This window comes from Arthrobacter sp. V1I9 (assembly GCF_030817075.1).
Classification (GTDB): Bacteria; Actinomycetota; Actinomycetes; order Actinomycetales; family Micrococcaceae; genus Arthrobacter.
This window is the reverse complement of record NZ_JAUSYU010000001.1, coordinates 1,914,558-1,934,344: the sequence shown is the minus strand read 5'-3', so window position 1 is coordinate 1,934,344 and position 19,787 is coordinate 1,914,558. Positions and strand designations below refer to the sequence as shown.

The 19,787-nt window shown below is 64.8% G+C and carries 17 protein-coding genes, 1 tRNA gene and 1 pseudogene; 10 read left to right on the top strand and 9 right to left on the bottom strand.

Annotation, left to right across the window (positions count from 1 at the left end; genetic code table 11):
• Positions 1-16 precede the first annotated feature (16 nt).
• On the bottom strand, positions 17-2,140 hold the full coding sequence (locus QFZ70_RS09230; protein ID WP_307095081.1) for an acyl-CoA dehydrogenase: 2,124 nt from the start codon (positions 2,138-2,140) through the stop codon (positions 17-19).
• 60 nt (positions 2,141-2,200) lie between these two features.
• Positions 2,201-2,743 carry a TetR/AcrR family transcriptional regulator gene (locus tag QFZ70_RS09225; protein ID WP_373461563.1) on the bottom strand — a complete coding sequence of 181 codons (543 nt, stop codon included), beginning with the start codon at positions 2,741-2,743 and terminating at the stop codon, positions 2,201-2,203.
• Between the two features lie 206 nt (positions 2,744-2,949).
• Between QFZ70_RS09225 and QFZ70_RS09220 the strand changes: the two genes are divergently transcribed.
• The 3 genes from QFZ70_RS09220 to QFZ70_RS09210 are packed head-to-tail and all read left to right on the top strand — an operon-like array spanning position 2,950 to position 6,638.
• Positions 2,950-4,314, top strand: a complete 1,365-nt coding sequence (locus QFZ70_RS09220; protein ID WP_307095080.1) for an acetyl-CoA C-acetyltransferase — start codon at positions 2,950-2,952, stop codon at positions 4,312-4,314.
• Between the two features lie 9 nt (positions 4,315-4,323).
• On the top strand, positions 4,324-5,661 hold the full coding sequence (locus tag QFZ70_RS09215) for a 3-oxoacyl-ACP reductase (protein ID WP_307095079.1): 1,338 nt from the start codon (positions 4,324-4,326) through the stop codon (positions 5,659-5,661).
• On the top strand, positions 5,658-6,638 hold the full coding sequence (locus tag QFZ70_RS09210) for a MaoC/PaaZ C-terminal domain-containing protein (RefSeq protein WP_307095078.1): 981 nt from the start codon (positions 5,658-5,660) through the stop codon (positions 6,636-6,638). Before QFZ70_RS09215 ends, QFZ70_RS09210 begins: the two co-directional genes overlap by 4 nt.
• Here the strand turns inward: QFZ70_RS09210 and QFZ70_RS09205 are convergent.
• The 4 genes from QFZ70_RS09205 to QFZ70_RS09190 form a co-directional block, all read right to left on the bottom strand.
• Complete coding sequence (locus tag QFZ70_RS09205) at positions 6,580-7,713, bottom strand: aromatic acid exporter family protein (RefSeq protein ID WP_373461561.1); 1,134 nt, start codon at positions 7,711-7,713, stop codon at positions 6,580-6,582. The genes QFZ70_RS09210 and QFZ70_RS09205 overlap by 59 nt on opposite strands.
• Positions 7,714-7,794: 81 nt before the next feature.
• On the bottom strand, positions 7,795-8,904 hold the full coding sequence (locus QFZ70_RS09200; protein WP_307095076.1) for a serine hydrolase domain-containing protein: 1,110 nt from the start codon (positions 8,902-8,904) through the stop codon (positions 7,795-7,797).
• 30 nt (positions 8,905-8,934) lie between these two features.
• Positions 8,935-10,026 carry a glutathione S-transferase family protein gene (locus QFZ70_RS09195; RefSeq protein WP_307095074.1) on the bottom strand — a complete coding sequence of 364 codons (1,092 nt, stop codon included), beginning with the start codon at positions 10,024-10,026 and terminating at the stop codon, positions 8,935-8,937.
• 9 nt (positions 10,027-10,035) lie between these two features.
• The gene (locus QFZ70_RS09190; RefSeq protein WP_307095072.1) at positions 10,036-10,776 is read right to left on the bottom strand and encodes a M50 family metallopeptidase; all 741 of its coding nucleotides are present in this window, start codon (positions 10,774-10,776) and stop codon (positions 10,036-10,038) included.
• Between the two features lie 131 nt (positions 10,777-10,907).
• On the opposite strand from QFZ70_RS09190, the pseudogene QFZ70_RS09185 reads away from it, so the two are divergent.
• A pseudogene (locus QFZ70_RS09185) lies at positions 10,908-11,371 on the top strand (GatB/YqeY domain-containing protein).
• Between the two features lie 88 nt (positions 11,372-11,459).
• On the opposite strand, the gene QFZ70_RS09180 reads toward QFZ70_RS09185, so the two are convergent.
• On the bottom strand, positions 11,460-11,762 hold the full coding sequence (locus tag QFZ70_RS09180) for a DUF4193 domain-containing protein (protein WP_104043953.1): 303 nt from the start codon (positions 11,760-11,762) through the stop codon (positions 11,460-11,462).
• A gap of 210 nt (positions 11,763-11,972) precedes the next feature.
• Between QFZ70_RS09180 and QFZ70_RS09175 the strand changes: the two genes are divergently transcribed.
• Positions 11,973-13,115: a glycosyltransferase family 9 protein gene (locus tag QFZ70_RS09175; protein WP_307095069.1), complete on the top strand. Its 1,143-nt coding sequence runs from the start codon at positions 11,973-11,975 to the stop codon at positions 13,113-13,115.
• Positions 13,112-14,083 carry a glycosyltransferase family 9 protein gene (locus QFZ70_RS09170; protein ID WP_307095067.1) on the top strand — a complete coding sequence of 324 codons (972 nt, stop codon included), beginning with the start codon at positions 13,112-13,114 and terminating at the stop codon, positions 14,081-14,083. The genes QFZ70_RS09175 and QFZ70_RS09170 overlap by 4 nt, the downstream gene beginning before the upstream one ends.
• 327 nt (positions 14,084-14,410) lie before the next feature.
• Here QFZ70_RS09170 and QFZ70_RS09165 read toward each other — a convergent pair whose 3' ends face one another.
• The gene (locus QFZ70_RS09165) at positions 14,411-15,112 is read right to left on the bottom strand and encodes an SGNH/GDSL hydrolase family protein (protein WP_307095065.1); all 702 of its coding nucleotides are present in this window, start codon (positions 15,110-15,112) and stop codon (positions 14,411-14,413) included.
• A 197-nt stretch (positions 15,113-15,309) separates the two neighbouring features.
• On the opposite strand from QFZ70_RS09165, the gene QFZ70_RS09160 reads away from it, so the two are divergent.
• The 3 genes from QFZ70_RS09160 to QFZ70_RS09150 all read left to right on the top strand — a co-directional run bounded on the left by QFZ70_RS09160 (position 15,310) and on the right by QFZ70_RS09150 (position 18,083).
• Complete coding sequence (locus QFZ70_RS09160; protein ID WP_307095063.1) at positions 15,310-16,650, top strand: glutamyl-tRNA reductase; 1,341 nt, start codon at positions 15,310-15,312, stop codon at positions 16,648-16,650.
• Positions 16,651-16,874: 224 nt separating this feature from the next.
• Positions 16,875-17,240 carry a hypothetical protein gene (locus QFZ70_RS09155; RefSeq protein ID WP_307095062.1) on the top strand — a complete coding sequence of 122 codons (366 nt, stop codon included), beginning with the start codon at positions 16,875-16,877 and terminating at the stop codon, positions 17,238-17,240.
• 261 nt (positions 17,241-17,501) lie between these two features.
• Positions 17,502-18,083: a hypothetical protein gene (locus QFZ70_RS09150; protein ID WP_307095061.1), complete on the top strand. Its 582-nt coding sequence runs from the start codon at positions 17,502-17,504 to the stop codon at positions 18,081-18,083.
• A gap of 142 nt (positions 18,084-18,225) precedes the next feature.
• On the opposite strand, the gene QFZ70_RS09145 is transcribed toward QFZ70_RS09150, so the two are convergent.
• Positions 18,226-18,308, bottom strand: a tRNA-Leu gene (locus QFZ70_RS09145).
• Between the two features lie 167 nt (positions 18,309-18,475).
• On the opposite strand from QFZ70_RS09145, the gene QFZ70_RS09140 reads away from it, so the two are divergent.
• Positions 18,476-19,780, top strand: a complete 1,305-nt coding sequence (locus QFZ70_RS09140) for a M20/M25/M40 family metallo-hydrolase (protein WP_307095059.1) — start codon at positions 18,476-18,478, stop codon at positions 19,778-19,780.
• Positions 19,781-19,787 lie beyond the last annotated feature (7 nt).

Genomic DNA, 19,787 nt, shown 5'->3' with positions numbered 1-19,787 from the left:
TGCCGTCAGGTGATGGTCAGTTGCGCTTCACTGCGGCGGTGCGGGCCAGCAGCACCTTCTCGTCCACGGGCGCCTGGCCGCTGGCGCGCTGGCTTCTGAAGTAGGTCCGTGCCTCGTCCTGCCGTTCCTTCTCGGCGCCCGTCGCAATCTTCGCCCGCACGTGCTGTTCACCGTACCCGAATGCATCAACGAGTTCCACGGCATGCGGGCGGAGCTTCACGAGCAGCCGGTTGATGTACTCACCCACGGTGCGTCCCCGCTGCATGGAAAGGCGGCCGTTCATGAGGTACCAGGACAAGTTCTTTTCAATCAGGGAAAGTCCGAACAGGTCGCGCAGCCAGGTCAGCACCGTTTTAGTGCCGGGGTCGGTGACATCGCGAAGCGCGTCCGTGAACGCCTCCCATTGAAGCAGTTCGGCGTGTGCCTGGGCAGCGTCGATGAGTTCGTTTTGGTGCCGGTTGAACAGGGCAGCGCCCTTCTCCTGCGACAGCCGGCCCGTACCCTTGAGCGCTGTCGCAGCCTCGGCCACCATGGTCTGCACCCGGTCGGTGAGGAGCGCACGCTGCCCCTCCTCATCGCGGAGGGCAATCGCGGCCTTTTGCACCGACCCCGTATCAGCCACGAACTGGGCCACCTGGCGCAGGCCGGTGCGGTGGATGGCGGCTCCGGTGGCCTGGCCCACGACGTACCGGGCCAGCACTCCGAAGTCGACGCTCCGGAATTCCTTGGCGTAGTCAGCCAGCAGCCGCTTGGCGACGAGCTGCAGCAGCACGGTGTTGTCGCCCTCAAAGGTGGCGTACACGTCGAGGTCGGCCCGCAGTGACGCGAAGCGGTTTTCGATCAGGAACCCGGCGCCGCCGCAGGCTTCGCGGCACTCCTGCAGGGTATCCAAGGCATGCCAGGTGCTCAGCGGCTTCAGCGCAGCAGCGAGCGTTTCCAGGTCCTGGCGGTCTTCGTCCGTATCGTGGGCGCCCGAGAAAACGTCGTCGAACTTCTCCAGCAGCTGCTCGTGGGCGAAACTGGCAGCGTAGGTGGTGGCCAGCCTCGTGAACAGGCGCTTCTGGTGGCGCTGGTAATCCAGGAGCACTTCCTCCTCCGTGTGGGACGAGGCGTTGAACTGGCGGCGTTCGGTGGCGTACTGGATGGCCGCCTTCAAAGCGACTTTGGAGGCGGCGACGGCTGCGCCATCCAGGGACACGCGGCCCTGCACCAGGGTGCCCAGCATGGTGAAGAAGCGGCGGCCGGGGCTGGCGATGGGGGAGCTGTACTTTCCGTCGCTGTCCACGTCGCCATAGCGGTTCAGCAGGTTGGTGCGTGGGATCCGGACGTTGGTGAAGTGCAGCCTGCCGTTGTCAATGCCGTTAAGGCCGCCCTTGATGCCGTCATCCTCACCGCCGATACCGGGCAGGAATTCCTTCGTTTCAGGGTCCCTCAGGTCCACGTAGAACGCGTGGACGCCGTGCCCGACGCCCCGGGTGACCAGTTGGGCGAACACCACTGCGCCCAAGCCGTCCGTGGCCGCGTTGCCGATGTAGTCCTTCCAGGCTGCCCGGAACGGCGTGTGCACCACGAATTCATCAGTGGCGGGGTCATAGGTGGCGGTGGTGGCGATGCTGGCCACGTCAGAGCCGTGGCCTGTCTCCGTCATGGCGAAGCAGCCCGGGATCTCCAGGTTCATGATCCCTGGAAGCCACTTGGAGTGGTGTTCTGCGGTGCCGAGGTGCATCACCGCCGAACCGAAGAGTCCCCATTGGACACCGGCCTTGATCTGCAGTGACGGGTCCGCCACCACCAACTCCTCAAAGCCGGCGATGTTCCCGCCGTGGTCATCGAAGCCGCCCAGCGCCTTGGGGAACGCGCGGTGCACTGCCTCGTTCTCCACGAGGTACTTCAACTGCCCGAAGACCCTCTCACGGTGTTCGGTATGCGCCAGCCCTTCGATCTTGTGCAGCTCCGGCTGTGCTGCGAGGCTCCTGGCTTGAAGCCGGGTTGCGGCCCACTTGCCAAGGAGCTGACCGCCCAGCGCGTCGACGTCGACGGCCGGCTGCGCGGAGGCTGTTCGCGGGGCCGTTCCAGAGGGGGCGGCCGTTGGGGCGGGGCGTTGCCGGTTTCCGGCGGGACGGTCCACTAGTTCAGTCATGTCAATGTCCTTCGTTGGTGCTGACAGGTGGGTTGATGGTGCTGCGGCTAAGCAACGGGATCAGGCGTCCGGGACGGACAGCTTGGGCAGTTCGGGGGCAATGCCGACGCACAGCCAAGCCGTAATTTGCCGTGCCATCGCTTCCTGCCCGGGTTTCGTTGCGGAGTCAGGGGTACTGAGCCACTGTTCGCCCGCATTCCGCACCAGTCCGATCGCAGCTTTGGGCCAGTATCCGATCACGGCCTCCTTGCCATCGCCCAAGTGGGAACGCATCGGGGTGGCAATCATGTCGGCGACGGCGTCAAAGAAGTGCCCTAGGGCAGCGGAGCCGGCTGCGGCGTCCTGGGGGCTGTCCGGTTCAGCGGCATGCCGGGTGACGAAGGTGTAGACGTTGGGGCTCGTACTGGCCATCTGCAGATAAGCGGTGACCATTGCCAACAAGCCTTCGCGCGGGGTGACGGCGCTCTGCGCAGCCTCCTGGATCCGCCGCTGCATTTGGCTGAGGACAACTTCGCCCACTGCCTGCTGGAGTCCGGCCTTGTCCCCGAAGTAGCGGTAGAAGACAGACTTGGACGTCCCAGCTGCGGCAGCTATGTCCTCCATGGATGCGTCGCTTCCCAGGGTGTGTACCGCCCGGCGTGCGGACTTGATCAGCTCCCTGCGCCGTTCCTCCCGGTGGCTCTGCCAGCGTGATGAGCGCCCGCTCTTCGGGCGCGGCGGCAGCGGGGGACGTTTGCTGGATGTTCACGATACCCAGCGTATCAGGTACGCTGGGTATCGGTAACCGAACGTGACCCGAGGAGATACCCATGTCCATTGACGGACAGCCCACCACCGGACCTGACGCGGCCGGGACTTCCGCCGCTGCCGCCGCCCGTGTGCACCGCCGCGCAGTCATTGTCGGCGGCAACCGAATCCCGTTCGCGCGATCGGGCGGGGCCTATGCCAAGTCCTCGAACCAGGACATGCTGACAGCAGCCCTTGACGGGCTGATCGCACGTTTTGGCCTGCAGGACGAACGGATCGGGGAGGTGGCCGCGGGTGCAGTGCTCAAGCACTCACGGGATTTCAACCTCACGCGTGAGGCCGTCCTCGGTTCTGCCCTTTCCCCGGAGACCCCCGCCTACGACCTCCAGCAGGCGTGCGCCACAGGCCTGGAAACGGTCGTGGGGCTGACCAACAAGATTAAGCTGGGCCAAATCGACTCGGCGATCGCCGGTGGGGTGGATTCCGCCTCGGACGCGCCGGTGGTGGTCAGCGAAGGCCTCCGTGAGGTAATCCTCGACCTCAACCGGGCCAAGAGCCTTCCACAGCGGCTGCAGATCCTCAGCCGCCTGCGGCCAAAGGACCTGGCACCGCTGGCGCCCGGAACGTCCGAGCCGCGGACCGGCCTGTCCATGGGGGAGCACCAGGCGCTGACCACAGCACAGTGGAAAATTTCGCGCGAGGCACAGGATGAACTCGCCCTGAACAGCCACCGGAACCTTGCGGCCGCTTACGACGCCAAGTTCTTTGACGACCTGCTCACCCCCTACCGGGGACTGACCCGCGACGGCAACCTGCGGGCAGACACCTCCCAGGAAAAGCTGGCCACCCTGAAGCCCGTCTTCGGGAAGAACCTCGGCGCCGACGCCACCATGACGGCCGGGAACTCCACACCGCTGACTGACGGCGCCTCGACTGTCCTGTTGTCCTCGGAGGAGTGGGCCGATGCCCGCGACCTGCCCAAGCTCGCCGCCGTGGTGGACGCCGAAGCAGCGGCGGTGGATTTTGTGCACGGCAAAGACGGCTTGCTGATGGCCCCGGTGTTCGCCGTGCCCCGGCTGCTCTCCCGTCATGGGCTCACGCTCGACGACTTTGATTTCGTCGAGATCCACGAAGCCTTCGCAGCCACGGTCCTCAGCATGCTGGCCGCCTGGGAGGACGAGGAATTCGGGCGGACGCGGCTCGGTCTGCCGGGTGCCTTTGGGAAAGTCGACCGCTCAAAGCTGAACGTCAACGGGTCCTCGCTTGCCGCCGGCCATCCGTTTGCCGCCACCGGTGGCCGGATTGTTGCTTCACTCGCCAAGATGCTGCATGACAAGGCTGCCGCCGAGGGACGTCCTGCCCGGGGCCTCGTATCGATATGCGCCGCCGGCGGCCTGGGCGTCGTTGCGATTCTCGAATCACTGTAGGGGGAACGGATGACAGATAAATACGCACAGTTCGTGAACCAGGGCCTGGGCAGGAATGTGGCCAAGAAGCTCGGCCTGCCACAGCCAGCGGTCCTGCGCCGGTACGAGCCCGGTGGCCCGTTGATCACCGGGCCCATCCTGGTCCAGGGAGATACTGCCGGTGCCGACAGCCTGGCTGCCGCACTGCTGTCCTGGGATCTGGACGTCCGGCGGCACGCCGTTCCGCGGGAAAAGCTTGGCGCCATCATCCTGGTGCTGGATGAGGTGGAACGGCCGGAAGACCTGGGGAAGCCAATTCTTTCCGCGGCAGCCTCCCTCCGGGACCTGGCTCCGGGCGGCCGCGCCATTACCGTGTCCCGGCCGGCGTCAGGCGCAACCTCTCCGGCGGCAGCAGCCGCGCGCCAGGGAGTGGACGGGTTCCTGCGCTCGCTGGCGAAGGAACTGCGGGCAGGAGCCACCGGAAACGGCATCCTCCTGGCACCGGACGTGCAGGCGGCGAGTCCGGGGGCACTGGAGGCAGTCCGGTTCTTCCTATCCGGCCGCTCCGCCTTTGTGGACGGTCAGTTCATCACAGTCTCCACGGCGGGGGAGCCTCCCCAGGACCTGGACAAGCCCCTGAAGGGGAGGATCGCCGTCGTCACAGGAGCAGCCCGCGGCATCGGCGCGGCAATCGCCAGGACCCTGCACCGGGACGGGGCCACCCTGGTGCTGGTGGATATCCCCGCGTCAGGTGAGCAGCTGGCAGCGGTGGCCAACGAGGTCCGCGGGACGGCGCTCCAGCTGGACATCAGCAGGCAGGACGCCGGACAGCGGATCCTTGAGCACTGCGTCCAGCGGCACGGGCGGCTGGACATTATGGTCCACAATGCCGGCATCACCCGGGACAAGCTCCTGGCCAACATGGATGAGGACCGCTGGAACTCGGTGATTGAGATCAACATCGCCGCCCAGCTCCGGATCAACGAGGCGCTTTTGGCGTCCGAACACTTCCGCGCTTCTCCACGGATCGTCTGCGTCGCCTCCACCAGCGGCATCGCAGGAAACCGGGGCCAGACAAACTATGCGGCGTCCAAGGGCGGGGTCATGGGCATGGTCCGTGCCACCGCGCCGCTGCTGGCTCCCCACGGGGGAAGCATCAACGCCGTGGCGCCTGGCTTCATTGAAACCGAGATGACAGCCAAGGTACCCCTGGTCCTCCGGGAGATGGGGCGGCGCCTGAACTCGCTGCAGCAGGGCGGGGAGCCAACCGACGTTGCCGAAACCATCGCCTTCCTCGCGAGCGACGCCGCCGGCGGTATCAACGGCGAGGTACTCCGGGTCTGCGGACAGTATGTGATGGGGGCATGATGCCCGCACAACCGGTGATCCTGGGGGAGATGCCGTCGCTTTCGAAGCTCTACCTGAATGCGGCAGCCCAGGCCGCCCGGCGCCGGCTGCTTGGGACGCATGACGGCTCCGTTCTCCCGGCCGTGAGCCACGAGGTCCGCGGGGTCACGGTGGACGTCGGGAACCTCACTGCCTACCAGCACCTCATCGGCGAAACTGCCAGCGACGTCCTGCCGGCCGGTTTTATCCATGCCCTGGCGTTCCCGCTTGCGATGAGCGTGCTGAACCGGGACGACTTTCCGCTCCCGCTGCTGGGCATGATCCATCTGCGGAACAGCGTGGAGCAGAGGTCGCCGGTGCTCTTCACCGACGCCCTGGACATCACGGCGCACGTGGAAAACCTGCGTGGCCACCGCGCAGGGACACAAGTGGACGTGGTGGCCGAGGCGCGCTTGGCAGGGACGGCAGACATTTCCTGGCTCGGTACGTCAACGTACCTCGCCAAGGGCGTTTTCCTGCCGGGTATCGACAAGACCTCAGCCGCCGCGGTCCGGACCGGCTTCACGGCACCTGACCCTACCGGACTCTGGCAGCTGGGCGTTGATACCGGCAGGGCCTACGCAGCGGTGTCCGGTGACTTCAATCCCATCCACCTCAGCGTGCTGTCAGCCAAAGCGCTGGGGATGCGGCGCTCCATAGCCCACGGCATGTACCTTGCCGCCAGGGCGCTCGCCGACGTTGGCGCCGTCCGCGGGGATTCGTTTATATGGGACGTGGACTTCGAGGCGCCGGTCTTCCTTCCCTGCCGGGTTGCGCTGGACATCAGTACGGTTCAGGGCACGGCGGGAACATGGGAGCGTTCGGACTTCGCCGCGTGGAATCCTCGCTCCGGCCGCCGGCATTTCAGCGGCTCCGTGAGGTCCTTCCAGGCCCCCTTTCTTACGACGGCGGTCCCTCGGCACCTGGCCGGACAGCACGCAGGATCCGGTGAAGGCTGAGGATGATGGATTCGGACGCGGGAACGGCGCCCTCATCCAGTTCACGGGCGGCGGTGGCAGCCATTGCGGTTTCCACCGCCGCGGTGGCAGCCCTGAGAAGTTCCTCCTGCTCCTCTGTGTCCGCATCGCTGACGGAACGAAGCAAATTTCCGGTGGCCGTAATGGCATCGGCAAGCGGTTCATTGTCCTGCAGGGGAACGGTGTACGGCACATCGCTTTCCCAGATCACGTCGGAGAGCACGTCTGTCATGTCCTGGATATGGAACGTCACCCGCTCCAGTTGACGAAGGTTGCGGTAGTCCACGTCGATGTCCCGGGGATGGAGCCTTCGCCGGGGGTTGGCGCGCCGGCTGGCGTCAGCTTCTTTGACGAGGTGCCGTACGGAGCCGGTGGCTGATGCCAGTTCCTCCGAGCGGCGGGACCACTCCTCATGCTCGGGCGGCCACTCTTCCTTTAATGCTGCACCCATGTCCGTCAGTTGTTGGCCGAGGGCAAGACGGAGGCTGTCCAGGCTCGCTGCCGCCGCCTTTAGGTGCAGCGGGGGAAAAACCAGGAAGTTAACCGCGATGCCCACGCCAACGCCGACGCCCATCTGCACCAGATAGCCAAAGGAAAAGTCGTCGGCGTTGTTGCCTCCCACCAGGAGGACCAGCAGCGCCGCCGTCGGAATCCAGTCACTGCCGGAGCCGATGCCCCTTATCCCGCCCAGAAGCACGCCGATACCCATGAACAAAGCCACCGTCAGGGGCGAGGGATCGGCGATGTTCACCAGGATGACAGCGAGGCCAATTCCCACGGTGAGCCCAACCAGGGCTTGAACCCCATTCCGCACCGAGCCGGCCACGTTGTGGTACATGGCCACCAGCGCTCCCAGCGGGGCGTAGTAGGGGTAGTTGGCTGCGGCCCCGGGCATCACCGGGGCGATGAGGAAGGCCAGGCCGGCCGCCAGAGCAGCCTTGGCCGCCAATTGCAGGCGTTGTGCAGCGAACGCCGTGGACAGTCCTTCCACTGCCTGCTTCAGGTACTGGGTCCCCCTGGCCCACCGGACTGCCGGACGTGCTTGAGAATTGCCCATCCAATCCACCCTAGGGCGCCTGTGCGGCCGGGGACAAAGCTGCTGGTCAGGAGGGCAAGAAAGACGTCCTGCCAGGAAGGTTCAGGACAAGGCCGCTGCTGAACGGCGCACGGCGGCGGCCAGCTGGTGGGCTTTCCCGGGTGTTCGTCCCTCCTCCGCACGCCGGGGAATGTAGCCAAATCCCAGGCCGTAGGCGGGGTCCGCGAAGCCAAGGGCGGCGTTGGCGCCCTCGTGTCCGAAAGCACGATGACTGCCAAAGTTCCTGGAGGGGTGCGGCTTCATGAACACCACGGCAAAAGCGTTGTCCAGGCCGGAGGATCGGTCCAGTCCCCAGACCTGTTCCTGGGACATCAGCTCCACCGTTGCAGGACTCAGAAATGCCTTCGCGCCGTCGATCCCGGTGGTGGCTGCTGCGTAAAGCCTGGCCAAACCCTCGGCGGAACCCACGCCGCCCGCCGCCGACATGCCTGCGCCGCGCACAGCCCGGATGTTCGGGAGCTCCATAATGGTGCTGACTGCCGCGTTGCTGTTCAGGCCGTCCAGGCTGAGCGGATCGAGCCACGGCTGTTGCGGGTCAGTGGTATACAGGACATCCCGGTAGCGGGGCTCCAGCTCCTCCGGCAGGCCGAGGAAGAAGTCGATGTCCAATGCAGTCCGGATCCGCCGGTGGTACATATCCTGCAGCGATTCTCCTGCCGTGCGGCGGCACAGCTCCTCCATGAGGATCCCGATGGTCAGGGCGTGGTAGCCAAACTGCCGCCCGGGCTGCCAAGCGGGCCGGGCCGAGGCCAGGCGGGCGGCAGCACCGGGAGTGGTGAACTCGTCCAGTGCAAAGCCGCCCTCCACTCCGGGAAGCCCCGCCTGATGGGACAAAGCCTCACGCACCAGCAGCCGGTCCTTGCCGTGGACCGCGAATTCCGGCCAGTAGTGGGCAACTGTGGCGTCGAGGTCAATCAGTCCGTCCTGGACCAGGAGTGCCACCACCATGGCTGCCACTCCCTTGGAGCAGGAGTAGGCGCCGGTTATCGTCCGCTCATCCATGTCCGGTCCACCGGTGAGTCCCACCACCTGCTTCCCGTGATGGTAGGCGGCGAGCTGCGCACTGTAGTCCGGGTCCTCAACCAGGAACGATTCGAAGAGCTCCAGTACGTTTTCGTAGCCGGGCGCTACATAACATTGAGATGTCTGCATCCGGCCAGTCTAGCCAGAAAGCGGTTTCCTTCAGTGCTGCGCTCCGTGTCCGGGGGCAACTTCTTCTCCCGGCTTCACAGGCCCCGGCGGGGTCCCGTCCCCGAAGGGCCGGCCACCCAAGGACTCACGCCCGTGGGCCTCGAGCCAACCCCCGAGCGCAGGGCCAGCGGGGACGATGCCGGTGGGATTGATGTCCTCGTGCACGATGTAGTAGTGCTGCTTGATCTGCACAAAATCGGTGGTGTCGCCGAAGCCGGGGGTCTGGAAGAGGTCGCGTGCGTAGCCCCAGAGGGCCGGCATCTCGCTCAGTTTCTGGCGGTTGCATTTGAAGTGGCCGTGGTAGACGGCGTCAAACCGCGCCAGGGTGGTGAACAGCCGTACGTCGGCTTCCGTGATGGTGTCGCCCACCAGGTACCGCTGCCGGGAGAGCCGCTCTTCCAGCCAGTCCATGGCGGCCCAGAGCCTGGCGTAGGCGGAATCGTAGGCTTCCTGCGAGCCAGCGAAGCCGCAGCGGTAGACCCCGTTGTTGACTTCCGTGAATACCCGCTTGTTGACGGCGTCGATCTCCTCCCGAAGGTGCTCGGGATATAGCTGGGGCGCGCCGGGGCGGTGGAACTTTGCCCATTCCGTGGAGAAGTCGAGGGTGATCTGCGGAAAGTTGTTGGTGACTACGGCGCCGGTGGCTACCTCGACGACCGCCGGTACGGTAATGCCCCGCGGATAACCGGGGAAGCGCCTGAAGTAGGCCTCCTGGAGGCGCTCGATCCGCAGGACCGGATCAACGCCGTCGGGGTCCAGGTCAAAAGTCCAGGACCGCGCGTCATGGGTCGGGCCGGGCTGGCCGAGGGAGATGGCGTCCTCGAGTCCCAGGAGACGGCGGACAATCACCGTCCGGTTGGCCCAGGGGCACGCCCTGGCAGCGATGAGGCGGTAGCGTCCCGCCTCTGCGGGCCAACCTGGCTCCCCGTTGAGGCCCGGTCTCCCGTCTGAGGTAATCCGGTCCTCAATGTAATTGGTGTCGCGGTTGAACTCCGCTCCGCCCGTTACATAGGCGCCGCGGGTGCTGTGCTCAGTCGTGCTGGCGCTTTCCGTCTGGTGGGTGCTTTCCGTTTCCTGGCTCATGGATCCACCCTAAGCGCCCGGAGGCAGGATCGCAGAGATGGGCTGCCAGGCGACCAGCCAGGACCCCGCAACGAGGACCGTGAACAGGATAATCCAGACGCCCGAAGGAATAGCCGTCGCACGGTACAGCAGGTAGGCGTCCGAGCTGGCAAGCCGGTCCCTCCGCCGCAGGTGCACGTGGGTGAGCTTGATGAGGTCCCGGACAGCGCCCACCAGCAGCACCAGGCCCAGGATAACGGACACGTGGCCCACAAATCCGGCCGGCACCAGGAAAATGAGGGCTATGTTGCCGGCGATCGCGGCGGAGGTGATCAGGAAACCTGCGGGGTTGCGCAGGAACAGCAGTGTGGCTGCAAGGGCCGCCGTGCTGACGGCAAGGGCAGCCGGCCCCCAGCCGTTGAACCCGCACCACACAAACGCAGCGCCGACGACGGCAGGCACCGGATAGCCCCAGAAGCAGGACCACACGGTGGCAAGTTTACTGCGGCTGTACGTGGTGGTGGTGCCTGAGTGGTCGAACCGAAGCCGTATTCCGGACAGCCGCTGGCCGCTCGTGACGGCCGCGACGGCGTGTCCCAACTCGTGGGTGGCAGTTGCAAGCAGGCCAACGTACTTCCAGGACCGGCGGGGGATCGAGAGGGCAGTCACTATGCAGACCGCCAGCACCAGTTCAGTGAACGTAATGACGGGAACCTCTGTGCGGCTGAAGGCACTGATGAACGTGTTCCAGGGGTTATCCGGGAGGTTCATCGAAAGGTGTCCGGGAATGAGTGGTCAATTTCAGCCATAAGCCCCTACGGTACTAGGGATGGGTGGACGCTGACGCGGCGCCGTGGGCCGCCCCGTCCAAATGCAACAGGAAACACAGGAACAGAGGAAACGTGTCATCTTTGAAGGAACGGCTGCAGGCCGACGTCGTTATCCATATGAAGGAGCGCAACAAGGCTGCGCTGACCACCGTCCGGAACGTCCTGGGCGAGATTGAGACCCGTGAAAAGTCAGGTAAGACGCCCGTGCAGCTCGATGACGCACAGGTGACATCCCTGCTTCAGAAGGAAGCCGCGAAGCGCCGGACACGGCGGACATTTATGCGGAAGCGGGGCAGCCGGACCGTGCGGCGGCGGAAATCGCCGAAGCGGAGGTCATCGAGTCCTACCTGCCCAAGCCCCTGTCCCTGGCGGAGGTTGAGGCAATTGTGGACGAGGTTATCGAAGGGCTCCGCGCTGAGGGCCGGGAGCTGACGGCCCGGCAGATGGGCGAAGTGATGAAGCCCGTGACCGCGAAGGTTTCAGGGCGCTTTGACGGCAAGGAAGTGAGCCAGCTGGTCCGGCAAAAGCTCGCCTAAAGCCGAAAGGCACGTCCACCAAATGGCGGGCGTGCCTTTTGCTCAGTTGAGGGAGCGGCTGCTTGAGCCGTCCCGCCTGACTGCCTGATTAGCCTTCGCACTCTGTGCAGTAGGTGTGGCCGTCCTTCTGGCGCGCAATCTGCGAGCGGTGGCGGACCAGGAAGCAGGAGTAGCAGGTGAATTCGTCCTCTGCCTGCGGGATGACCTGCACCACGAGCTCCTCAGCGACAAACTCGCCGCCGGGTACGCCCGCGCCGTCGAGGCCGTCAGCTTCGTCCAGCTCCAGGACAACGCTGCGCGCGTCAGGAGCGTTAGCCGACTGGAGCTGCTCGAGAGAGTTGTCCTGCGATTCCTTGACGTCGGAACGCAGTTCATCGTAATCGGTTGCCAATTTAGGTGCTTCTCTTTTCTTTGGTTCGTCTGTCGCGTATGAAACGTACAGCATCATCCGGGTATTCCCCAATAGCGGGAGTATATTGACTGCCGTTTGGGTAGAGGTTTAAACGAAGCGGCCTCAAGGTTCATCACCCTACTGTGGCTGCGCGGGCAAGGGAGGTCGCGGCGAACGCTGCGGTCTTTCGCACTATTCAAAGGGGTACACGTGGAGCAGCTCACTGCAGAGTTCGGAGGCGCCGGGCGGGCCGGCACGGGCGTTGGTCCGGTTCTGGATAAGTTCGAGTCAGTATCAAGGATAGTCGTCTTGCGGGGCGGCGGCCTCGGCGACCTGATTTTCGCCATTCCCGCCATTGCCGCTTTAAAGGCGGCATACCCTGAGGCTTCCATCACACTTCTCGGCACTCCGGCGCATGAGGCTTTGATCGCTGCCACGAAGAGCCCGGTGGACGAGGTTCAGGTCCTGCCCTTTTCGGAAGGTGTCCGGCCAGGGGCGGAGAACGAGGATGAGCTGGACCGGTTTTTCGGGGAGATGCGGGCACGCCGCTTTGACCTCGCGGTTCAGATCCACGGCGGCGGGCGGTATTCCAACCCCTTCCTGCTCCGGCTGGGTGCCCGGCATACGGTGGGGACGCGCACGCCGGACGCGGCGAGCCTGGAACGGACAGTGCCGTACCTCTATTACCAGCACGAACCCCTGCGGGCGCTTGAGGTGGCCGGGTTCGCCGGCGCCTTCCCCGTCGATCTCGAGGCGCGGCTGGCGCCTGCAGAGGGACTGCGCGCTCCTGCCCAAACGGTCGACGACGGCGGCCAGCCTTTGGTGGTGATGCATCCCGGTGCTACGGATCCCCGCCGCCGTTGGCCCGTTGAGCGGTTCGCTGAACTTGCTGTGGCATGCGCCGCGGATGGTTTCCAGGTGGTGGTAGTAGGGGACGGGAGCGAGAAGGACATTGCCGACCGCATCGTCGAACTGGCCGCCTCAAGCCGTGTCCGGTCGCTGGCCGGCGAACTGGACATGGGAGGTTTGGTCGCTTTGCTGGCGAGTGCGGCGGTGGTAGTCGGCAATGACAGCGGTCCGCGGCATCTCGCGCAGGCGCTCGGGGTTCCCACCGTGGGAATCTTCTGGGCCGGCAACGTCATCAATGCCGGCGCCTTGGGGCGGAGCCTGCACCGGATCCACGCCTCCTGGGTCACCGCCTGCGCCACCTGCGGCATAGATGTAACCCAGGTGGGCTGGACTGCCCCGCGCTGCGCCCACGACGACTCTGTGGTGGCCGGCGTTGAAGCGCGAGACGTGCACGAGGATGTCCGAAGTCTCGCGGCCACCGAGATAGTCAGGCAGCACCCATGAGCGCCGCAAAAAGTGCGGCAGCACAGGAAGCCATGGATCTGCACGATGGAAAACCTGAGCTCCTGGTGCTTCGGGCGTTAAAGCTCGGGGACCTGCTCGTCGCAGTGCCGGCCCTGAAGGCGCTCCGGCGCACGTTCCCGGAACACCGGCTGCGCTACGCGGCGCAGGGCTGGCTTTCGGAGGCGCTGGGGCTCGTGGGTGGGTACGAACTTTTCCCTACACACGGTTTGGACGAACCTTTGGCAATGGAGCCCGGCGTCGTGGATGTGGCAGTGAACCTGCACGGCAGCGGACCGGAAAGCCAGGGACGGATCGAGGCGTTGCAAGCCCGGCAGACCATAGGCCACCGGAGCCAGTACCGGGACGGACCGCCGTGGCGGAACGAACTGCACGAGAGGGAACGCTGGGCGAAGCTCTTGGAATGGCACGGCATCGAAGCGGACCCCTTGGATATCCAGCTGAACACTCCGCACGTGCCCAGCCCCGTTCCAGGTGCCACCGTCCTGCACGTGGGGGCCGCCTACGGCAGCCGCCTGTGGCCCGCCGAGCGCTTTGCAGCGGTCGCCTCCGCCCTTGACCAGGCCGGGCACAATGTCGTCTTCACGGGCGGCAACGGTGAAAGGGACCGGGCCCTGGATGTGTGCCGCCGATCGGGGCTTGCGGAGGACGCGGTTCTGGCAGGGAGGCTCGGCCTGGCTGAATTTGCCGCGACCATTGCCGCGGCCCGCCTGGTGATCTCTGCGGACACCGGAGCTGCGCATTTGGCGTCCGCGTACGGAACGCCGTCGGTGGTGTTGTTCGGGCCGGCTCCCCCCGAGATCTGGGGTCCGCCCCCGGGTCCGCACGTTGTCCTGACCCGCGCTGAACTGCGGCGGGGCGACACCTTCGCTGTCGCGCCGGATCCCGCGCTCCTGGCGGTCACGGTGCAGGATGTTCTGGCTGCGGTGCGGGGGCTGGGCGTGTTGTAGGGCAGGGTTTGCAGCCCGGAGGCCGGCCGACTTTGGGGCTCTTGCCGTGGGCCCCGAAGTCCTAAGATTAGTCATGGGCGCTGAGCTGGAGATTACCTTGGTGTTAACAACGGCGTTCCTTTGGATCGCTGGCTCCCTCGCTATGCTGTCAGGCATAGACCGGCCGGAGAGGAAGGCCCGCCGCCAGGAGCGGAGGGCGGACCGGGCTGGAAGACGCCGGGTCAAGTACAGGCCGGTGGCACGCGGCTCCCGGCTGGCGGGACGCAGCCGGCAAGCGGGGACCCACAGGCTAAGACCGCACTAGGCACGAACGCCACGGGATTCTCCTCAACCCATCTGGTCTGGTGGGGCAGCAGATGTGGGCCGGGCAGGTCCGGCGACAACCACTGAGTGGTGGTTGGGGCGGCCGGATTGGACCATTGTTGCTATGGCCTGCGCAATTTTCCGTCCGCCCTGCGATGACGGCTCGATGGGGTTGGCGTAGTCCCCGTCTTCACTGCAAATGAGGCGCAAATCGATCAGCGGTGTGCCGCTGGCAAAGGCTGCCCTTGTGATGGAGTCGTTGAAGAGGGACAGTGCAGCTTTAATGACCTTCTGGTTCGGTTCTGACGGGGGTGTGTCGTAAATGCTGCACACTGCCGTCGGAAGGCCCTGTGCCAGGACTGCGGGCAGCATGGCCCGGTAGTCGGCGTCGAACCTGTCCCTTCCGGCAGCAAGGAGGAGCAGGGCTTCGGCAACCGAGCCCGGACGCTCCTGCAATAACGGCGCATAGCCAAGGGCGTCGTTTCCGCCGACGCTCACCACAAGGTGGGTGGCGTCGGCGGGAAGCGCGTGGAGTTGGCGGGCGACGCCGGTAATGACGTCCCCGTCGATGGCCAGCAGGGTGCATTTCCAGCCAGGCAGTTCCTGCCGCACTTGGCTGATGACGTCCGGACCACGGTCCACGTAGGCGGCATTGTCAAAGATAGAATCGCCAAGCAGGACGACGTGGCCCGGGCCCTGAGGGCTTACTCTAAAAATTTCCTCCATGAGGACATATTGCACTCCGGCGCAGATTGCGGCGAGGGGTGGAAGAGCGCCGGCAGGCTGATCGGGCGTGTGCGCCGGAAACACGCGGTCGAAGCGCTGCTTAAAGAATTCCCAAAGGTCTCCAGATCACGCTGGTGCATCAGCAGATGCTGAAGCCTGTCACAGGACAGTTGCATTGTCATTGGGAAGGAACGGCAGTGGCAGAACACTTTCCGCCTGCGGAGCCAGGAATTGAAGGCCAAACCGGGCGTCCGGTCCTGGTGGTGCTTGCGGCGCGGTACAGATACCTCCAGGCTGATTCCACCGCCCGGCTGCAGTCCGCATCCGCACACATTGCCCGGGAGTTGCTTGACCGCGGTACGGGTGTGTCAGGTTGTGTAGTTCTGTCCACCTGTAACCGGTTCGAAATCTACTGTGAGATTGCCGGCGCCAGTGACCTGCCGACGGCGTGTTCAGAGGTACTGCGTACCATCAGCCAGTGCTCCGGACTTCCACTGCCGGACCTACGGGCACTGTTCGAATACCACTCCGGTCCCGCAGTAGCGGAGCATCTCTTTGCTGTCGGTTGCGGCCTTGCTTCCCTCGTGGTGGGTGAGCGCCACATCATCGGCCAGGTTCGTCGTGCCCTTGCCGAGGCGCAGGCTTCGGGCACGGCGACGGGTTGCCTCAGCCGCCTGTTTCAAAGCGCGTCCCGCACAGCAAAGGACGTAGGAGCCAGGACGCGGATCAGCACCGCCGGCAGATCGGTAGCTTCGGTGGCACTCGACCTGGCCGTCTCCCGGTTGGGTCCGGCGGAACTTTCAGACCTGTCCGTGGTCCTCATTGGCAGCGGGTCCTATGCCGCTTGCGTCATGGAACTGCTGGGCAGGGGACAGGGCACGGCCGTTGGGGTGTATTCTCCCTCAGGCAGGGCGGAGGCCTTCGCGGCTACCCGCGCGGCAAGGGCACTCACTTCGGAAGAGTTGCAGGGAGCCATCAGCGGGGCTGACATTGTTATCGGCTGCAGCGGCACTGGGACCCGCATTGGCACATCGATGATGGCATCGAGGCAGTCTGTGTCCGGGAGGCTTATCGTTTTGGATCTTGCTCCCAACCGCGACTTCGACCCCGAAGTAGCTGACCTGCGGGGCGTTGAGTTGCTAACCCTGGAGACCGTGCGCCAGGCGGCTCCGCCCGCGGATGCCGAGGAGCTGCAGCTCGCTTGGAGTATGGTTCGGCAGGCAGCGCGCCGCTTTGACGAACAGGAGTCGGTCCGCGCCGTCGACAACGCTATCGTGGCCCTGCGCAACCACCTCAATGATGTCCTGGACCGGGAGGTGGAACGGGTCAAAAGGCAGAACGGGGACGGCGTTCCAGCCGAGGAAACGGCCTCGGCCCTGCGGCGGGTTGTACGGCAATTGCTCCACGGGCCCACGGTCCGCGCCAGGGAACTGGCTGCGGCGGGTCGTGAGGATGAGTACACGGCAGCTTTGGAGGCCCTGTTCGGCATCAGCGTGGAGGTTCCCGGCAGGGCCGGGCTTCTCCGTGAATGCGTCTGAACCCGCGGCGCAGGAACCCCCACGCAGTCCGCGCTTCGTACCCTGCTGTTCGCCATTCTGACGTTGCCTGATTGCTCCTAGTCGCCACCCGCACTCATGCGTAGAATCCACAGTGTCCCTACCCGGATAAACCGCGCTGAGGCATTGCTGGGGTGCAATGGCCAGGAATGACAAGCGGTCAGCTGAAGCAACGATGCGCCTGATCGCAGAATCAGGAGCGTGTGATGAAAACAGTTCGAAATGTCGCAGTCGGGGCTGCCCTGGCGGCGGCCGTGGCAGGTGGCGGCATGTATCTCGCCATGGCGGTTCCGGACGGAGCATCGACCTCAACGTCGCTGTCCTCCTCCGATCGAAAAGGGTCCCATCGGGCCAACGGGATCACGGAGGAGCTTCTGACGGGTGACACTGCCGCCCGCGTGGAAGCGGCCGCGAAGGCCGCGAATCCAGGGGCGACGGTCCTCCGCGTCGAAACCGATGCAGATGGTGCGGCCTACGAAGCGCATATCCGGAAAGCGGACGGAACGCCTGTGACCGTGAAGTTTGATCGGTCTTTCAACATCACAAGTACTGAAGCAGGCAAGAGGCACTGAGGACAGGCACTGTCCTGCAGATGCAGCCGCAAGAAAGCCCCGGGAAATCGATGATTTCCAGGGGCTTCCTTATGCGCCGAGGACGGAGACTGCACGGCAGGAGGCTGTCTTCGAATAGCGGAAGTGCTCCTGGACGCTCCGCTGGCTGAGAAATACCGCATAACAATCTGGTGAACCGAAACGCCCCACCGCGCGTCGTAGAGATGACAGGAGAAAACTGCGCAGGCGGGGAGTGCACGAAGAGGAAGACCGGGGTCAATAATGCGCTCGACTATCACGGTGCCGCCGAACTACCTGGAACGGCCCATTTCCGAAAAGTCCAGCCGCAAACAGGTCACGGCACTCGTTGCCGTGGCCGTCGTTGTTTGGGGCCTCACCGTCTACCTTTCCACCCTTATGGACGTCGCCAGCCCGGTACGTTTTGTTGCTCTGGCGGCGCATATCCTGTCCATGGTGGCAGCTTTCGGGGCGGTGCTGCTGGTGGATTGGCATGGGTTTCTGTGGCTTTTGGGACGCCGGGCGCTGAGCGAAACCGTTCGACTCGACGGCGCAGCGACCCCGCTGATCTGGGGCGGATTGGCCGGAATGATGATCACAGGCATCTTCCTGGAGCCCAACCTCGCCTCGCCCCTCACGATGGCCAAGCTCTTTGCCGTGCTGGTGTTGACGCTGAATGGCCTGATGCTGATACCGCTCATGCGCCGGTTGGTCAGGCTGTCACCCATCACGCCGTTCAGCGGGCTGCCCGTGGGCCAACGCATACATCTGATGCTTGGTGCAGCTATTTCGCAAGCCGCATGGTGGACCGCGATCATCGTCGGCTTCATCAACGCCGGAACATAGGAATGCGGCCCACTGGGGGTCAAGGTCCGATAAGCAAGAGCAAGCAGCAGGTGGCCGGTGCTGGTCCAGCCGTCCGTCGCCGGGGGATCACCAACACAAAAAAGCCCCGGAAAATCATGGATTTTCCGGGGCTTTCCGTTTGTGCGCGGAGGGGGACTTGAACCCCCACCCCCTTTCGAGGACTAGCACCTCAAGCTAGCGCGTCTGCCATTCCGCCACCCGCGCAGGTGGTATTTCGGAGACCGTTTCCGCCTTTCAGCGTTTCGCGTTTCTCCGAAGCAGCGAGAAAAACTCTAACACGAACTTTCCCGAAACATCGAATCGGGCCAAGTAGGTAGGCTGAGGGCAGCAATTAAGCCCTGCAAGCAGTCATTCCCAATGAGGAGCCCTCCATGCCTGATGTCCTGCCCGAGGATGAAGTTGTCCGTATCTGCCAGGAACTCATTCGGATCGATACCTCGAATTTCGGTGACGGGTCCGGGCCGGGGGAGCGGGCCGCGGCTGAATACGCTGCAGGGCTCATCGAGGAAGTTGGCATGGAGGCCGAAATTTTCGAGTCAGCACCGGGGCGGGCGAACGTAGTTACCCGGATGGCCGGCGAGGATCCTTCCGCCAGCGCCCTGGTGGTGCACGGCCACCTCGACGTGGTTCCCGCCCTCAAGGACCAGTGGTCCGTGGACCCGTTCGGAGCCGAACTGAAGGACGGGCTTATCTGGGGCCGCGGCGCCGTCGACATGAAAGACATGGACGCCATGATCCTCGCCGTCCTGCGAAGCTTTGCCCGCACGGGTAAAAAGCCCAAGCGGGACATCATTTTCGCCTTCTTTGCGGACGAAGAGGCCGGCGGGGCGTACGGTGCCCGCTACGCCGTGGACAAGCGCCCGGAGCTCTTTGAGGGCGCCACCGAAGCCATCTCCGAAGTGGGCGGGTTCTCGGCGACCATCGGCGGGCAGCGCACCTATCTACTGCAGACCGCCGAGAAGGGCATCTCCTGGCTCCGCCTCGTAGCCCACGGCAGGGCCGGCCACGGCTCACAAATCAACACCGACAACGCAGTGACCCGCCTCGCGGCGGCCGTGACCCGTATCGGTGAATACAAGTGGCCCATCGAACTGACGCCCACCACCAGGCAGTTCCTGGACGGAGTGACGGAACTTACCGGCGTGGAGTTCGACGCCGACTATCCCGATCTCCTGCTGAAGCAGCTGGGCACGGTGGCCCGGTTCGTCGGCGCAACCCTGCAGAACACCACCAACCCCACGCTCGTTAAGGGTGGCTACAAGCACAACGTCATCCCCGAATCAGCAGAGGCGCTCATCGACTGCCGCACGTTGCCCGGGCAGGAGGAGCACGTCCTGGAAATCGTCAAGGAGCTGGCCGGAACCGGGGTGGACGTCAGCTATGTGCACAACGACGTGTCCCTTGAGGTTCCCTTTGCCGGCAACCTGGTGGATTCCATGATCGACGCCCTGCACTCCGAGGACCCCGGCGCCAAGGTGCTGCCTTACACGCTCTCCGGCGGCACGGACAACAAGTCGCTCAGCAGGCTGGGCATCACCGGTTACGGATTTGCCCCGCTGATGCTGCCGGACGAGCTGGACTTCACCGGCATGTTCCACGGGGTGGACGAGCGCGTCCCGGCCGATTCCCTCAAGTTCGGCGCCAAGGTGCTCAACACCCTGCTCACCAACTACTGAGCGGGCG